A 16,114-nucleotide genomic window follows, 5' to 3' on the forward strand; every position below is an offset into this window, starting at 1 on the left:
CCACTTTTTGGGTTGTGTTGGTTTTGGGGGGGGGCCGGGGGGGGGCCGGGGGGGGGGGGGGGGCCGGGGGGGGGTTGGGGGGGGGGGGGGCCCCCCCCCCAAACACCCGCAGCGGCCGCCTAGCCTGAGGGCATGACCGACCACCACCTGGGAGATTTCCTGCGCGCACGCAGGGCGGACCTGCGGCCGCAGGACGTCGGCATGGCGAGCCACGGCGTGCGCAGGGTCGCCGGACTGCGCCGCGAGGAGGTCGCCGTCCTGGCCGGGGTGAACGTGGACTATTACACCCGCCTGGAACAGGGCCGCGAACGCCACCCCTCGGCCCCCGTCCTCGACGCGCTCGGCCGGGCCCTGAGGCTGGACGCCGACGCCCACGCACACCTGCACCGGCTGGCCGGGACGGTCCCGGACAGCCGGTTCGGCCACACCACCGACCGGGTCGGTCCCGCCCTTCGCCAGCTGATGGACGGCTGTCCCGGCGCCCCCGCGTTCGTCCTCAACCGGTCCTTGGACATCCTGGCCGCAAACGCGCCGGCCGAGGCCCTGCACTCACCGTTCGGACCGGCGGACAACCTGGCCCGCATGGTCTTCCTCGACCCGGCGGGGCGGCAGTTCTACACCCGGTGGAGCGACACGGCGCAGACCACCGTGGGGCACCTGCGCCAGGCGGCCGGCCTCGACCCGGACAACCCGCGCCTGCGGGAACTCGTCCACCTCCTCACCGGGCAGAGCACGGAATTCACCCGTCTCTGGGACACCCACGCCGTGCGCGGCAAGGCCCTGGACGCCAAACACCTGCTCCACCCCGACGTCGGTCCCCTGACCCTCACCTACCAGGCCTTCGACGTACGCGACGCTCCGGGCCAGCAACTCGTCGTCTACCAGGCGGAACCCGGCAGCCCCAGCGCCCAGGCGCTCGCCCTGCTCGGCTCGCTGCACGCGACCCGGAACCAGGACGCCAGGTAGCCCCGGAGGGCCGACGGGCCCCCGCTCCCGCCCGCACCGGATTTTCGGATGCGGGGTACCGCGCGGGCCCCCTAGGCTGCGCCTGCGGGAAGGGCAGGGGGACGTATCGGCCGTCAGCGGATCGGAGATGCCCGGGACATGACCAGTCAGCTGTACGCGATCTGCTTCAACGCCACCCGGCCGTCGGACCTGGCGCGGTTCTGGTCCGGAGTCCTGGGCTGGGAGTCCGCCGACGGTCCGGACGACGGCGTGGCGATCCGGCCCCCCGACGCCGCCGGGTTCCGCATCCGTTTCCTGCCGGGCCAGGAGCCGAAGACCGGTCAGAACCGGGCGCACTTCGACCTGACGAGCGCCTCCCCGGAGGAGCAGCGGCAGACGGTGGCAAGGGCGCTGGCGCTCGGCGGGAAACACATCGACGTGGGGCAGCTCCCGGAAGAGGAGCATGTCGTGCTCGCCGATCCGGACGGCAACGAGTTCTGCGTCATCGAGGCCGGCAACACGTTCCTCGCCGACACCGGCTTCATCGGAGCGCTGGCCTGCGACGGTACGCAGGAGGTCGGTTACTTCTGGAGCGAGGCGCTGCGGTGGCCGCTGGTGTGGGACCAGGACCAGGAGACCGCGATCCAGTCGCCCGACGGCGGTACGAAGATCACGTGGGGTGGTCCGCCCGTGGCGCCGAAGACGGGTCCGAACAGGCTGTACTTCGAGCTGGCGATTCCCGCCGGCGCCGACGGGGAGGCTGAGGTCGGCCGCCTGGTCTCGCTGGGCGCGAAGCGCACCGACACCGGTGTCGGTGTCGGTGTCCTGATGCTCGACCCCGACGGCAACGAGTTCCGGGTGCGGAGCAGCCGGTAGCGGAGGCACTCGGGCTGCCGGCCGCGCGTAGGTGAGCCGAGCGTAAAACCCCGGCCGTTCCGGTGGCGGGAAATCGCCGATACGGTGATGGTGGGCGGCGGGGAACTTTTTCGCGCGCAGGGAGAGCTGCAGATGCCCGAAATCACCACTCCGTACGCGACCGGCACCCCGTGCTGGGTCGATCTGATGGCGCAGGACCAGCAGGCCGCGCTGGACTTCTACCGTGACCTGTTCGGCTGGCAGGGCGAGGTCGGCGGGGCCGACTTCGGCGGGTACGCGGTCTGCACGCTGCAGGGGAAGCCGGTGGCCGGCATCGGGACGGCCATGGCGCCCGAGGGGCAGCCGGAGCCGCCGACCGTCTGGACCACCTACCTGGCCAGCACCGACGCACAGGCCACCCAGGACACGATCGTCTCGGTGGGCGGCACGCTGATCGCCCCGGTGATGGACGTCGGTGACATCGGCCGGATGCTGATCGCCGCCGATCCGCAGGGCGCGGTGTTCGGGGTGTGGCAGCCGGGCGACTTCCACGGCGCGGGGATCGTCAACGAGCCGGGCGCGCTGATCTGGAACGAGCTGAACACCAGCGACGTACCCGGCGCCACCGGCTTCTACGGCGAGTCCTTCGGGATCGAGATCCAGCCGATGGAGGGCGCCGGCGGGAACTACTGGTCGCTGAACGTCGGCGGCCGCGGCGTCGGCGGCGCCGCCCAGCTGGGCGACGACCGCCCGGGCGTCCCGCCGCACTGGCTCACCTACTTCGCGGTCGACGACGTCGACTCCACCGTGGACGCCCTGGTCAAGCGCAACGGGACGGTGTTCCAACCGCCGTTCGAGATGATGGCCGGCCGCATGGCCGTGGTCGCCGACCCGCAGGGCGCCACCTTCGCGGTGTTCAAGCCGAAGCCCATGTGAGCTGCCGACGGCAGAGCAACACCTTGCCGAAAGCGCCAGAACCCGACCCTCTTCCGATTTCCGGACCGCCCGGGATACCCCTGAGGTGACCGGCGGTACGGGAACGGAAGGGGACGGGGACATGGGGACCGGGCAGGCCGAGCACGGCTGGCGGGTGGACGGGCGCTGCACGAACTGCGACGTGGCGAGGCAGCTCGCCCCGGGGCTCGTCGGGGAGGTGGCGGGACGCTCGGCCGTGCTGCGCCAGCCGCGCGACGCGGCGGAGGCGGAGCGGTTGCACGCGGCGGCGCACGCCTGCCCCACCCGGTCCGTCCGGCCTCCGGGCGGGCGGCTGGACCCGGCCCGGGACCCGTTCCCGATGCCGCTGGACGGCGTCGGCTCCGACACCGGCAGCGTGCTGCTGTGCGGGCACAACTCCCCGCACACCGCCGGCGCCAACTCCTACCTCCTGCGCCGCCCCCACGGCACGTCGATGATGATCGACACGCCACGCTGGAGCCCGGCGCTCGCCGCCCGCTACGAGGCTCGGGGACCCGTCACCGACGTACTCCTCACCCACCGCGACCACGCCGCGCACGGCCGCCGGTACGCCGACCGGTTCGGCGCCCGGCTCTGGATCCACGAGGGCGACCTCGACGCCGCCCCGGACGCCGACCGGGTGCTGCGCGGCACCGAACCGGCCGAGATCGCCGACGGCGTCATCGCCCTCCCCTTCCCCGGGCACACCCGGGGCAGCGTGCTCTACCTCGCCGACGAGCGGTACTGCTTCAGCGGCGACAGCTTCTACTGGTCGCGTACGACGGCGGACGTCGAGGTGGTCGACAGCGTCACCTGGTACTCGGTCCGGGAACTGGCCGCCTCGCTGACCCGGGCCGCCGCCGAAGGGCTGCGCTTCGAGTGGCTGCTGCCGGGCCACGGCGACCGCTGTCATCTCCCCCAGGAGGAAATGGCTGCGCGGCTGCGGCACTTGGCGGCCCGCACTCGCGAACTCCATCCCCGTCCGGTGGACTTCACCGCGGTGCGCTGGTGAGTCTCCCCCCTCGCCCCGGCAACCTGCCCGTCGCGTCCGGTCCCGTTCCCCGTCCCGCGGCGGTAGGACATGGCTTCACCGGGGCTACCGCGATGGGGCATCCGCTTCGTGGTTCAGTGCCCCGACGTCCTACGGTCCTCTCTGGCCCGGCTTCGCCAGAAGGCGAGCATCTGTCGGGTGGCGAGAGTGTGCGGATGCTCGGGGCCGAGCACCCGTTCCTTGTGCTCCAGCAGTGCAGCGAGGTCGGCTGCCGCTGCGGTGACGTCCCCTGCCCTCCCTCGCCACTGGGCGAGGTTCCCTCGGGTGATGAGCGTGTCAGGATGGTCTTCACCCAGCACTCGCACCTGGTCGGGCAACAGTTCGAGGAGGCCGGCAACGGCCTGGTCGGCGTCTCCCGCCCCGCCCCGCCAGAACGCGAGGTATCCGCGAGTGGTGAGGGTGTCGGGGTGAGCGGGGCCGAGGACGCGCAACTGGTCCGGCAGCAGTCCGGCAAGGCCGGCCACGGCACCGGAGGCGTCTCCCGCCCGGCCCCGCCATCGCGCGAGGTTGTGACGAGTGGTGAGCGTGTCGGGATGATCAGAGCCGAGGACACGCAACTGGTCCGGCAGCAGTCCGGCAAGGCCGGCCACGGCACCGGAGGCGTCTCCCGCCTCGCCCCGCCATCGCGCGAGGTTGTGACGAGTGGTGAGCGTGTCGGGATGATCCTCGCCCAGCTTCCGCGCCATGTGCTGCAACACTTCGGCGATGGCGGCAGCGGCTCCGGCCGCATCCCCCGCCTCACCCTGCCAATGGGCGAGGTTGCTCCGGGTGGCCAGCGTGTCGGGGTGGTCGAGCCCGAGACGGCAGGTGGTCGTACCGGCGAGGTACCGATAGTGGTCGCGGGCGGCGGCAACCTGGCCGGCTTGGCCGAGGCTGGTGCCCGTGCGGTACAGCACTGCATGGGCGTTGGGTCGGTACAGGGCGTCCTCGGCGTTCTTGACGAGGGCAGCGGTGTTGGCGCGGAGGGCCTGGGCGAGGTCGGTGTCGCGTTCGACCTTGGGCCAGGTGGAGACGAGGGCGTCGGCGGCGGTGTGGGCGATCTGGTCGTGCTGGACAGGGGTGAGGGTGTCGCGGGTGGCACGCTGGACGAGCTGGTGGACGCGAACCGTCTGATACGGGGTGTCGGGGGTGTGGTCGACAAGACTGAGCCGGTGCAGCGCGCGCAGGGCGTGCACTGCTTCCTCGGCAGAGACCGGGCCCGATTGCTGGACCGGGTCCCGGCCGGTGCAGGGACGGTGGGCGGCGAGGTGGCCCAGGGCGGGTCCGCTGGTCAGGACGGCCTGGGGAATGCCGTTGGCATCGAGGAGTGCGGTCAGCTGAAGCATGGGGCGGGACAGGCCGATCGGGCGCAGGGTGTCGGCGCGGTCGACGGACAGCGACCAGGCGGCGGCAAGAGGTATGGCCTGGCCATCCGGAAGAACGTCGGGGGCGACGGAGGCGAGGGAGGTGGCGCGGTCGGCCAGTAGGCCACGGTAGGTGGTCACGGTGTCGCCGGAGTCGACGAGGTAGGCGGCGGCCTGGGCGAGAGCCAGAGGCAGACGGCCGAGATCCTCTGCCAGGGCAGCCAACTCGTCGGTGGATTCGCCATGACCGTGTCCGGCCAGGGACGTAGTGAGGTAGGCGAGGGCTTCGCCCGCGGTGAACAGACCGACTTCGATGGGGTGACGGCCGGCCGTGGCAAAGGCGGCGTCCCGGCGGCGGGTGGTGACCAGGGTCCGGCCGTTGGGATTGGCCGGCGGCCACAGATCGCGCAGGTCGGCGGGGTCGGTGACGTCGTCAAGGACGATCAGCCACCGACACGGTTCCGCTGTGGCCTTGGGGGTGAGCCAGGCCAGGAAGGAGCGCGCGGCCTTCTCCGGGTCGTTGGGATCGGCCCGGCACAGTTCGACCCCGGCCTGGGCGTAGCCGGCCACGACGGGAGAACGATCGCTCCCGGTGATCCACACCAGGACGTCCAGGCCACCGACTGCGCTGGCGTCGTTCCAGGCGGCGCGGGCGTAGTCAGCGGCGAGTTGGGTCTTGCCGACCCCGCCCATGCCGGTCAGCATCTGGGTCAGTACGGCGGTGCCGCCGCCGTCGACCGTCGCGCGCAGCCGGTCCGCCGCGGACCGGTGCTGGAAGAACTGCGCCGCAGGCGGGATGACACCGACCTGGTGCGGCCAGGGGGCCGGTTCCTGGGGTGGGCGCGGCTGCAGGGTCAGCGTGCCGACGTAGCCGCTGATGGCGGTTCCGCCGTTGGTGGCGATTGCGTTCCCTGTGTGGGACAGACGCACCGGGGCGCGGGGATCGTGGCCGCTCCCCGGGACCGGGCCGGAGTAGCCGCTCACCGCTGTGCCCCCGGACACGGCCATGGCGTTCCCGCTGCCGGTCACCTCGATGTCTGCGTCGGCGGCGTCGGAGATGTGCCGCCGCCTGTCCGGCCGCGTCATGTGACCTTCTTTCTCGTGCCCCTTGATGGCCCGACCGAGGCCGGCTCCGGTCACGTGTAGTCGATGCCGCTGGTGGCGCTGCTCCCCTCGCCGGTACCGACGGCGTTCCCGGTGTCCACTGCCCTCGCCGACCCACTGCCTCGCCCCTGCGGACGCCTGACTCCCGTAACGGCCCTGCCCCTGCCGGTAGCGCGCGCCACCCCGGTCCTTACGGCCGTGTCCTCTGTGCGGTTTTGCGGGTGCTGGAAGAGTGCCCAGACCAAGGCCACGATGCCAACGGCACCCTGGACGGAGGCCCCGACCAGCTGGCCGGCATCCGGGCTGTCCAGCAGCCAGACCAGCGGCGTGGAGGCAGTCCCCACGGCACCCAGCACGACGACCGAGATCTTCCGCCCCTGCGTCATGACGGCCTCCGCTCCTCGCCTCTGACGTACCGCCAGGTTGCCTGACGGGCCGCTGATTCACACCGCCTGCCAGCATTTCGTATGAAGTGAGAAACGCGCCTCGCGTCACCATGGTTGCGGGGATCTCGCGCCGCCTGAGCGACGTCGCCTTCGGTGCAGTGCCCGGTTGCGCCACTCGTCGAACCTGGCAGCCTCTCGGTTGCCGTCGACGGTGACGGAACCGAAGTGGTCGAGCGCCGAGCCACGACCGTACGCCGCGCTCGACCGCCGTACGGCACAGCCAGCCCCCGGCGGAGCCGCCACCGACAGGTCACGGTGGCGCGACCCGCACGGGGCGATCAGCCCTCGCCGTCGCCGCCCCCGGGCCGTCGGCGGCGCACGAGGTCTCGGGTGTAGGTCAGCAGGAACGCCAGACAGGCAACGGCGATCAGGACCGCCCAGGCGGCGGAGAGCCCGCCGCCTGTGATCACGGCCGCTTCCAGCACGGCGACGAACAGCAACAGCGCGCCGTCGCGGATCTCCGTCCGGGTCATGCCCGGAATTCCACAGGTCAGACCGCGAGTGAGCCAGGCCCGACAGTTCCCCCTTCGGTCACGATTGGATTTCGGCCATCTCCGGGCACTTGCCCGATCGGCATGTAATCGATTCCAATCCTCGGTACACGCAGTCGTGTAATCGATTCCACGAGGAGGTGGAGCAGCGATGGCGAGCATCAAGGACGTCGCCGCCGAGGCGGGGGTTTCCGTCGCCACGGTGTCCCGGGTCCTGAACGACCATCCGTCGGTCAGCGACGACGCGCGTACCCGCGTTCTGGCCGCCGTCCAGGCGCTGGGCTACCGCCCGAACGCCGTCGCCCGCTCCCTGCGCACCGACCAGACCCGCACCCTCGGCCTGGTCATCAGCGACGTGATGAACCCCTACTTCACCGAGCTGGCCCGCTCGGTCGAGGAGGCGGCCCGCGCCCTCGGCTACAGCGTCATCATCGGCAACGCCGACGAGCGGCCGGAGCTGCAGGACCACCACGTACGGACGCTGCTCGACCGGCGGATAGACGGGCTGCTCGTCTCCCCCACCGACGGCGGCTCGCCGCTGATGCTGGAGGCGGCGCGGGCCGGGACGCCCATGGTCTTCGTCGACCGGTGGATCCCCGGCGTCGACGTGCCCGTGGTGCGGGCGGACGGGCGGGGCGCGATCCGTGACCTCGTCGCGCACCTGTGCGGGCTCGGGCACCGGCGGGTCGCGATCATCGCCGGGCCAGCGGCCACCACCACCGGCAGCGAGCGCGTCCAGGCCTTCCGGGAGGCGCTCGCCGAGCACGGTCTCCCCCTCCCCGACGCCTACATCGGCCAGGGCGACTTCCAGGCCGAGAGCGGGCGGCGGGTCACCGAGGGGTTCCTCGACCTGCCCGAGCCGCCCGAGGCCGTGTTCGCCGCGGACAACCTGATGGCGCTGGGCGCGCTGGACGCGGTGCGGGCGCGGGGGCTGCGGGTGCCATGTGACATAGCACTGGCGGCCTTCGACGACATCCCGTGGTTCGTGCACACCGACCCCCCCGTCACCGCCATCGCCCAGCCGACCCGCGAACTGGGCCGCGCCGCCGTGCGCGCGCTGATCGACCGCATCGAGGGACGGCCCCCGCAGTCCGTCACCCTCCCCGCCCGGCTCGTCGTCCGCCGCTCGTGCGGCGAGAACGCCGCCGACAACGCCGACGGCAACGCCGGCGGCAACGAGAACCAGACCCCTGTGCAAAGGAGCACGTCGTGAGCAACCCGGACGAGTTGCTGCGCATCGAGGGCATACGGAAGTCCTTCCCCGGCGTGGTCGCGCTCGACGGCGTCGACTTCGACCTGCGCCGGGGCGAGGTGCACGTACTCCTCGGTGAGAACGGCGCGGGCAAGAGCACCCTCATCAAGATGCTCTCCGGCGCCTACACCCCCGACGCCGGGCGGATCCTGGCCGGCGGCGAGGAGGTGCGCATCCATGGTGCGCAGGACTCCGAGCGGCTCGGGATCGCCACCATCTACCAGGAGTTCAACCTGGTACCCGACCTCACGGTCGCGGAGAACATCTTCCTGGGCCGGCAGCCGCGCCGCTTCGGGATGATCGACCGGAAGCGGATGGAGGCCGACGCCGAGGTCCTGCTGAAGCGGGTCGGCGTGAACGTGTCGCCACGCGCGCGTGTCCGTGAACTCGGGATCGCCCGCCTCCAGATGGTCGAGATCGCCAAGGCACTCAGCCTGGACGCGCGCGTGCTCATCATGGACGAGCCGACCGCCGTGCTCACCTCGGAGGAGGTGGAGAAGCTCTTCGCGATCGTGCGGCAGCTGCGCGCGGACGGGGTCGGGATCGTCTTCATCACGCATCACCTGGAGGAGATCGCCGCCCTGGGCGACCGGGTCACCGTCATCCGCGACGGGAAGAGCGTCGGCCAGGTGCCCGCCACCACGCCCGAGGACGAGCTCGTCCGGCTCATGGTCGGGCGCTCCATCGAGCAGCAGTACCCGAGGGAGCGGGGCGAGGCCGGGGCGGCGCTGCTGTCCGTGGAGGGGCTGACCCGGGACGGCGTCTTCCACGACGTGAGCTTCGAGGTGCACGCCGGGGAGGTCGTCGGGATCGCGGGGCTCGTGGGTGCGGGCCGCACCGAGGTGGTCCGGGCCGTGTTCGGGGCCGATCCGTACGACAAGGGGGCCGTGAAGGTCTCCGGTACGGCGCTCCGGCGGTACGACGTCAACGCGGCCATGTCCGCCGGGATCGGCCTCGTCCCGGAGGACCGCAAGGGGCAGGGGCTGGTGCTGGACGCCTCCGTCGAGGAGAACCTCGGGCTGGTGACGCTGCGGAAGGCGACCCGGGCCGGGATCGTCGACCTCAGGGGGCAGCATGCCGCCGCCGAGCGGATCGCCGGGCAGCTGGGCGTGCGGATGGCCGGGCTCGGGCAGCACGTGCGGACGCTCTCCGGCGGCAACCAGCAGAAGGTCGTCATCGGCAAGTGGCTGCTCGCCGACACCAAGGTGCTGATCCTCGACGAGCCGACGCGCGGCATCGACGTCGGCGCCAAGGTCGAGATCTACCAGCTGATCAACGAACTCACGGCCGCCGGGGCCGCCGTGCTGATGATCTCCAGCGATCTGCCGGAGGTCCTCGGGATGAGCGACCGGGTGCTGGTGATGGCCCAGGGGCGGATCGCGGGCGAGCTCTCCGCCGGCGAGGCCACCCAGGACGCCGTCATGTCCCTCGCCGTGAGCGCCCCCACGAGCACCCCCGCCACCCCCACCACAACCGACAAGGAGGCCGGACGTGGCCACTGACACGCTCAAGAACCAGAACGCGGGCGCCGGTGGCGTCTCCGGCGTGCGCCGGCTGCTCCTCGACAACGGCGCGCTCACCGCGCTGATCGTTCTCGTCATCGCCATGTCGGCGCTGTCCGGGGACTTCCTCACCACCGACAACCTGCTCAACGTCGGCGTCCAGGCGGCCGTGACGGCCATCCTGGCGTTCGGTGCGACCTTCGTGATCGTCGCGGCCGGCATCGACCTGTCGGTCGGCTCGGTGGCGGCCCTGTCGGCCACGGTGCTGGCGTGGAGCGCCACGTCGCACGGGGTGCCGGTGTTCCTGGCCGTCGTCCTCGCCGTAGCCACCGGCATCGCGGCCGGTCTCGTCAACGGTTTCCTCATCGCGTACGGCAAGCTGCCGCCGTTCATCGCGACGCTCGCGATGCTGTCGGTGGGGCGCGGTCTGGCGCTGGTGATCTCCGGGGGCTCCCCCATCGCCTTCCCCGACTCGGTCTCGCACCTCGGTGACACCCTCGGCGGCTGGCTGCCGGTGCCGGTGCTGGTCATGGTCCTCATGGGGCTGATCGCGGCCTTCGTCCTCGGCCGGACCTACATCGGGCGCTCGATGTACGCCATCGGCGGCAACGAGGAGGCCGCCCGGCTGTCCGGACTGCGGGTGAACAAGCAGAAGCTCGCCATCTACGCCCTGTCCGGGCTGTTCGCGGCCGTCGCCGGCATCGTGCTGGCCGCCCGGCTGTCCTCCGCGCAGCCGCAGGCCGCCAACGGCTACGAACTGGACGCCATCGCGGCCGTCGTGATCGGCGGTGCCTCGCTGGCCGGCGGCACCGGCAAGGCGTCCGGCACGCTGATCGGCGCGCTGATCCTCGCGGTGCTGCGCAACGGCCTCAACCTGCTCAACGTGTCCGCGTTCTGGCAGCAGGTCGTCATCGGCGTCGTCATCGCGCTGGCCGTCCTCCTGGACACCGTGCGCCGCAAGGCAGGGGCGACCCCGCTCGCCGCCGGCACCGGGGGCAACAAGGGCAGGCAGGCCGGGACGTACGCCCTGGCCGCGGTCGTCACCGTGGCCCTGGTGGCCGCGACCTCCCTCCTGCACACCGGCTCCTCCTCCGCCACCCCGAAGATCGGCCTGTCCCTGTCCACCCTCAACAACCCCTTCTTCGTGCAGATCCGGGCCGGTGCCCAGGCCGAGGCGCGGAAGCAGGGCGTGGACCTGACCGTCACCGACGCCCAGAACGACGCCTCTCAGCAGGCCAACCAGCTGCAGAACTTCACCAGTTCGGGCCTGGGCGCGATCATCGTCAACCCGGTCGACTCGGACGCGGCGAGCAACTCCGTGAAGGCCGCCGGCAAGGCGGACATCCCGGTGATCGCCGTCGACCGCGGCGTGAACAACGCGAAGACCGCGACGCTGGTCGCCTCCGACAACGTCGCCGGCGGCGAGCTGGCCGCGAAGACGATCGCGGAGAAGCTCGGCGGCCAGGGCAAGATCGTGATCCTGCAGGGCCAGGCCGGCACCTCCGCCGCCCGAGAGCGGGCGCAGGGCTTCGCCGACGGGCTCAAGGCCTACCCCGGTATCCAGGTGGTGGCCCAGCAGCCCGCCGACTTCGACCGCACCAAGGGCCTCGACGTGATGTCGAACCTGCTCCAGGCCCACCCGGACGTCCAGGGCGTCATCGCCGCCAACGACGAGATGGCCCTCGGCGCGATCAAGGCGCTGGGTTCAAAGGCCGGTTCGTCGGTCTCGGTGGTCGGCTTCGACGGCACCCCGGACGGCCTGACCGCCGTCAAGAACGGCACGCTGTACGCGTCGGTGGCCCAGCAGCCCAGCCAGCTCGGCAAGATCGCCGTGGACAACGCCCTCAAGGCCGTCAAGGACCAGAAGATCCCGTCGGCGATCAAGGTCCCGGTGAAGGTGGTCACGAAGGACAACGTGGCCGGTTTCACGGGCTGAGACACCAGGGAGGCGGCCGGGCGCTTGAATGGAGCCCCGGCCGCCTCGCCCCATCCGCAGAGGGAGTCATCTGATGTACGACTACGACCTCCTGGTCGTGGGATCGGCCAACGCCGACCTGGTGATCCGTGTCGAGCGGCGGCCGGGCGCGGGTGAGACCGTGCTCGGCGGCGATCTCGCCACGCATCCCGGCGGCAAGGGCGCCAACCAGGCGGTCGCGGCCGCCCGGCTCGGTGCCCGTACCGCCCTGCTGGCCCGGGTCGGCGACGACGCGCACGGCAGGCTGCTGCTCGACTCGCAGCGGGCGGCGGGCGTGGACACGGTGGGCGTGCTGGTGGGCGGGGCGCCGACGGGGGTCGCCCTCATCACCGTGGATCCTTCCGGCGACAACAGCATCGTCGTCTCCCCGGGCGCGAACGGCCGTCTGACGCCGACGGACGTGCAGGCCGCGGTCAGCCTCTTCCACGCCTCCCGGGTGGTCTCCACGCAGTTGGAGATCCCGCTGGAGACGGTGCTGGAGGTCGTACGGAACCTCGCCCCCGGCAGCCTTTTCGTCCTCAACCCCTCCCCGCCGCAGCCCCTCCCCGGTGAGGTCCTGGCGGCCTGCGACCCGCTGATCGTCAACGAGCACGAGGCGCGGGTGATCCTCGGCGAGGCGTGCGTGAGCGAGGAACCGGCCGACTGGGCGCGGCTCCTGCTCGCCAAGGGCCCGAAGTCGGTGGTGGTGACGCTGGGCGCGGAGGGTGCGCTGGTGGCCGACGGCGACGGGGTCGAGCACGTCTCCTCCGTGAAGGTGGACGCGGTGGACACGACCGGCGCCGGGGACGCCTTCACGGCGGCCCTCGCGGTACGGCTCGGGGCGGGCGAGTCGCTCGCCCGGGCGGCGGCGTACGCGGCCCGGGTCGGGGCGGCGGCGGTGACGAGGCGGGGTGCGCAGGAGTCGTACCCGACGGCGGCGGAGGTCGACGCGCTGAGCTGTGCCGTCCCGGGGGGCGCAGCATCCGACAGCGGCTCCGCCGCGGGCCGGACCCCCGGCCGGGGGCCGGACAGCGCGCCCGGGGCTGGCGGGCAAGGCGGGATGCTGTGAAGCGGGCGGGGATCCTCAACCGTCATCTCTCCGGAGCGCTCGCCGAGTTGGGGCACGGGCACGAGGTGCTGGTGTGCGACGCCGGGATGCCGATCCCGAAGGGGCCGCGGGTCGTGGACCTCGCCTTCCGGGCCGGGGTGCCGTCCTTCGCGGAGGTGCTGGAGGGGCTGCTGGCGGAGCTGGTCGTGGAGGGCGCGACGGCGGCCTCCGAGGTGCGCGAGGCCAATCCGGCCGCCGCCGCGCTGCTGGACGGGCACTTCGCCGACCTCGCCCTGGTCCCGCACGAGCGGCTGAAGGAGCTGTCGGCCCAGGCGCGGCTGGTCGTACGGACCGGGGAGGCCCGGCCGTACGCGAACGTGCTGCTGCGGTGCGGGGTGTTCTTCTAGGCCCGGCAGGGCCGGCAGGGGCGCTACGGCTGCGGGAACACCAGGGGCACGCCGTACCGCTTCTCCGCCGCCCGCAGGGCCGGGAGGAGCTTCTCGCGCAGGGTGCGGACCTCGGCGGCGTGGTCCGCGAGGAAGCGGGTGCGCAGGCTCAGCCGGGCGGGGTCGCGGACGGCCTCGACGGGGCGCATGCAGTCCGCGTAGACGCGGCCCAACGCGCGCTCGGTGGCGGGCAGATCGGCGGGGGTGGCGGCCTGCTGGCGGGCGTCGGCCGCCCCCATGAAGGCCCGCTCGTCCTTGGCCGGAACCCCGTGCCCGGCCAGGCAGCCGGGCAGGCCGCGCCGGGCCCGGACCGTGGCGGGAGCGCGGTCCACGGCGCCGAGTTCGCCGAACCACCGCTGTTCGAGGGGCAGATAGAGGTCGCTCAGCGCGGCCGCTGCCTTCGTGCCCTGTGCCCGGCAGCGGCGCACCTGTGCCGCGCTGCCGGCGCGGGCCGTGGTAGGAGCGGTGGCGGGCGCGGGCACGTCGGCGCTGGTGCTCAGGCCGTGCCGGGCGACGAAGTCCAGGTCGGGCAGGGCGAAGAAGCGGATGAACGCGAGGGGGGTCTCGGCGGGCAGGGCGAACCCGCCCCTGCGGGCGCAGTCGACGGCGGCGACCCGGGTCACCTGCTGCGCGAACACGTACAGGCCCTGGGTCCACCGGGTCTCGGCCCCCGTCGCCGGCAGGACCATGCGCACCGGGTCGTCCGGCAGCGTGCGGCCCAGGCGGGCCGGGGCCACGGTCGCGGCCGGCGGGCCGGACTGCCGGACGGCGTCGGTGGAACACGCGGTGCCGAGCAGGGCGACGGCCGCGGCGAGCGCCGCGCGCACCAGGACCGGGCGCCGGACCATCCGGACCACTCCTTCCCATGCATGTCCCATGCATGTCCCGTACGTGTCTGTACGTGTCCCGTAGGTGGCGGACAGGGCCTCCGGCCCACCGGGGGTGGAGGCCCTGGAACGGGTCAGTGAACGACGTGGACGGTGTCGCCGCCGTTCGCCGCACTCGCCACCGTGAACAGGGTGTTGTCGGAGACGTCGGTGCACAGCAGCTCGCTGTCGACGGCGTAGGAGCCGTCGTAGAGCCAGATGTAGCCCGCGTCGCACGTCTTCCAGGTGCCGGTCGAGCTGTGGTACAGGCGGCCGGCGTAACCGTCGTAGCCGTAGACCGTCGTGTCGTTGACGTAGGTCAGGTTGAGGTCGCTGCAGCTGCTGCTGGCCGACTTCCTGACGTGAGTGCCGCCGGTGCCTTCGTACGCCGAGGTGGTGAGGGTGGACGTCACGCAGGCGTCCGGGGCGGCGGATGCGGCGGGCGCGAGCACCAGACAGCCGGCGGCGGAGACGAGCGCGAGCGCGCCGGCGGCGATGACCTTCCTCATGGTTTCCCCCATCTGGTTCGGATGTGAGGTGGATCGGGCACCGGAAACGCTCGCAGAGCACGTGTCCCGCGGACCACACCCTTCGACAGGGGTCTAAAGTCCCGCGCCGGTCGGCGGAGTTCGCCGCTCCGGCGGTACGGGGAGACACTCATGTGGCCCTTGGGACGAGAGGGGGCTGTACGGGGTCGGCGGGCGGCCGGGAGGCGGGAGCCGTGCCCGACGCCGACCCGAGCAGCGCGGCACCGAGCGGTGTGATGGTGTGCAGCACGGTGTTGTGGCGGCGCCGGCTGATGACCAGGCCGGCGTCGCGCAGGACGGTCGTGTGGTGGGTGGCCGTGGGCATCGAGACGCCCAGCAGGCAGGCCAGTTCGGAGGTGGTCGCGCCGAGCGCGAGGAACCGCAGGGCGGCCGCGCGGGTACGGCCCAGCAGCGCGGCGAGCGTGGCGTCGGGCGGGAGTTCGGGGACGGCCTGGCGGGTCCCGTGCACGGGGTAGATCAGGACGGGCCGCAGGGTGTCGTCCGCCATCGAGACCGGTGACTGCCAGCAGAAGTAGGAGGGGACCAGGCGCAGCCCGCGGCCGGCGAGATGCAGGTCCCGGTCCTCGACGTAGTCGACCTGCAGTACCGGCGGCTGCCAGCGGACGGCGGGGGACAGGCCGCGGAGCAGCCCGTCGGCCCCGGTGTCGAGGGCGTCGCGGGCCAGCAGGGCGCGTTCCCCGGCGACGGCGGCGGCGATGCGGCTCTCGTGGGGCGCGATCACCGCCTCGTGGTAGGTGCGCAGAAGTTTGGCCAGTTCTTCCCTGGTCTGGCGTTCCACCAGCCGGGGCGCCCAGTCGGGGGCGCCGCTCGACCGGTCCAGCAGCCGGATCTCGTGGGCGACCCGCTCGGGCGGCGTGTCGACGATCGTCGCGAGCCCCCGGTCCAGGCCGTCGGCGGCCTCGTGCGGGGTGAGGAAGTCGGGCAGGTAGCGGGCCCGGGGCAGCACGGGCACCAGGAGCCGGCGTACGGCCGCGCCGAGTTGGGTGCCGGCGAGAGTGGCCCGGGTCTCTCGGTACCAGTCGGCGTACGCCCAGCGTCCCCGCGAGGTCTGTAACCGGTGCAGGCTGCAGGCGATCTCCCAGAGCGGGTCGGGGGCGCTCGCCACCTGGATGCGGGTCAGGTCCTGAGGCGTGAAGTGGATGCGCAGCACGAGAACCGCCCCCCGAGTCGAACAGCCGTCCGGTCAGGAGCAGCCTGGGGCACACGGCCCCCGGGAACAACACAGGAACCGGCCGCGACGGAACCGGGACACGCCCGGACATGTTTCGAGGGGGCCCGGCCCGTCGACCGAACCCCCTCGGCTTTCCCC

General features: G+C 72.5%; 14 protein-coding genes. 9 read left to right on the top strand and 5 right to left on the bottom strand.

All coding sequences use genetic code 11. The annotated features are described in order from the left end of the window. The first annotated feature begins 132 nt into the window (after positions 1-132). The 4 genes from ACZ4UV_RS06220 (at position 133) to ACZ4UV_RS06235 (ending at position 3,766) form a co-directional block, all read left to right on the top strand. Positions 133-966 carry a helix-turn-helix transcriptional regulator gene (locus tag ACZ4UV_RS06220; RefSeq protein WP_451017624.1) on the top strand — a complete coding sequence of 278 codons (834 nt, stop codon included), beginning with the start codon at positions 133-135 and terminating at the stop codon, positions 964-966. Between the two features lie 138 nt (positions 967-1,104). Beyond that, positions 1,105-1,821 (top strand): VOC family protein, encoded by a 717-nt coding sequence (locus tag ACZ4UV_RS06225; protein WP_467836004.1) that lies wholly within the window; start codon positions 1,105-1,107, stop codon positions 1,819-1,821. Positions 1,822-1,953: 132 nt separating this feature from the next. Beyond that, positions 1,954-2,736 (top strand): VOC family protein, encoded by a 783-nt coding sequence (locus tag ACZ4UV_RS06230; protein WP_467836006.1) that lies wholly within the window; start codon positions 1,954-1,956, stop codon positions 2,734-2,736. Between the two features lie 121 nt (positions 2,737-2,857). Next, on the top strand, positions 2,858-3,766 hold the full coding sequence (locus ACZ4UV_RS06235; RefSeq protein WP_451018471.1) for an MBL fold metallo-hydrolase: 909 nt from the start codon (positions 2,858-2,860) through the stop codon (positions 3,764-3,766). 113 nt (positions 3,767-3,879) lie between these two features. Here the strand turns inward: ACZ4UV_RS06235 and ACZ4UV_RS06240 are convergent, their stop codons facing one another. After that, on the bottom strand, positions 3,880-6,234 hold the full coding sequence (locus ACZ4UV_RS06240) for a tetratricopeptide repeat protein (protein ID WP_451018472.1): 2,355 nt from the start codon (positions 6,232-6,234) through the stop codon (positions 3,880-3,882). Positions 6,235-6,976: 742 nt separating this feature from the next. Then, a complete protein-coding gene (locus ACZ4UV_RS06245; RefSeq protein ID WP_451018474.1) occupies positions 6,977-7,171 on the bottom strand; it encodes a hypothetical protein in 195 nt (64 codons plus the stop codon). A gap of 169 nt (positions 7,172-7,340) precedes the next feature. Between ACZ4UV_RS06245 and ACZ4UV_RS06250 the strand changes: the two genes are divergently transcribed. The 5 genes from ACZ4UV_RS06250 (at position 7,341) to rbsD (ending at position 13,352) form a co-directional block, all read left to right on the top strand. Next, complete coding sequence (locus tag ACZ4UV_RS06250; protein ID WP_451018475.1) at positions 7,341-8,402, top strand: LacI family DNA-binding transcriptional regulator; 1,062 nt, start codon at positions 7,341-7,343, stop codon at positions 8,400-8,402. Then, positions 8,399-9,943 carry a sugar ABC transporter ATP-binding protein gene (locus tag ACZ4UV_RS06255; protein ID WP_390039785.1) on the top strand — a complete coding sequence of 515 codons (1,545 nt, stop codon included), beginning with the start codon at positions 8,399-8,401 and terminating at the stop codon, positions 9,941-9,943. The genes ACZ4UV_RS06250 and ACZ4UV_RS06255 overlap by 4 nt, the downstream gene beginning before the upstream one ends. Continuing rightward, positions 9,933-11,879 carry an ABC transporter permease/substrate-binding protein gene (locus tag ACZ4UV_RS06260; RefSeq protein WP_467836009.1) on the top strand — a complete coding sequence of 649 codons (1,947 nt, stop codon included), beginning with the start codon at positions 9,933-9,935 and terminating at the stop codon, positions 11,877-11,879. The genes ACZ4UV_RS06255 and ACZ4UV_RS06260 overlap by 11 nt, the downstream gene beginning before the upstream one ends. Positions 11,880-11,952: 73 nt before the next feature. Continuing rightward, positions 11,953-12,966 (top strand): ribokinase, encoded by a 1,014-nt coding sequence (locus ACZ4UV_RS06265; protein WP_467836011.1) that lies wholly within the window; start codon positions 11,953-11,955, stop codon positions 12,964-12,966. After that, a complete protein-coding gene (gene rbsD / locus ACZ4UV_RS06270; RefSeq protein WP_451018479.1) occupies positions 12,963-13,352 on the top strand; it encodes a D-ribose pyranase in 390 nt (129 codons plus the stop codon). The genes ACZ4UV_RS06265 and rbsD overlap by 4 nt, the downstream gene beginning before the upstream one ends. A 23-nt stretch (positions 13,353-13,375) precedes the next feature. Here rbsD and ACZ4UV_RS06275 read toward each other — a convergent pair whose 3' ends face one another. The 3 genes from ACZ4UV_RS06275 to ACZ4UV_RS06285 all read right to left on the bottom strand — a co-directional run bounded on the left by ACZ4UV_RS06275 (position 13,376) and on the right by ACZ4UV_RS06285 (position 15,955). Then, positions 13,376-14,239, bottom strand: coding sequence for a hypothetical protein (locus tag ACZ4UV_RS06275; protein WP_467836015.1), 864 nt, complete (start codon positions 14,237-14,239; stop codon positions 13,376-13,378). Positions 14,240-14,352: 113 nt separating this feature from the next. Continuing rightward, positions 14,353-14,766: a hypothetical protein gene (locus tag ACZ4UV_RS06280; RefSeq protein WP_451018481.1), complete on the bottom strand. Its 414-nt coding sequence runs from the start codon at positions 14,764-14,766 to the stop codon at positions 14,353-14,355. 148 nt (positions 14,767-14,914) lie between these two features. After that, a complete protein-coding gene (locus ACZ4UV_RS06285; protein ID WP_451018482.1) occupies positions 14,915-15,955 on the bottom strand; it encodes an ArsR/SmtB family transcription factor in 1,041 nt (346 codons plus the stop codon). Positions 15,956-16,114: the final 159 nt, after the last annotated feature.

The sequence above is a fragment of the Streptomyces sp. NPDC028289 genome, from assembly GCF_055565975.1.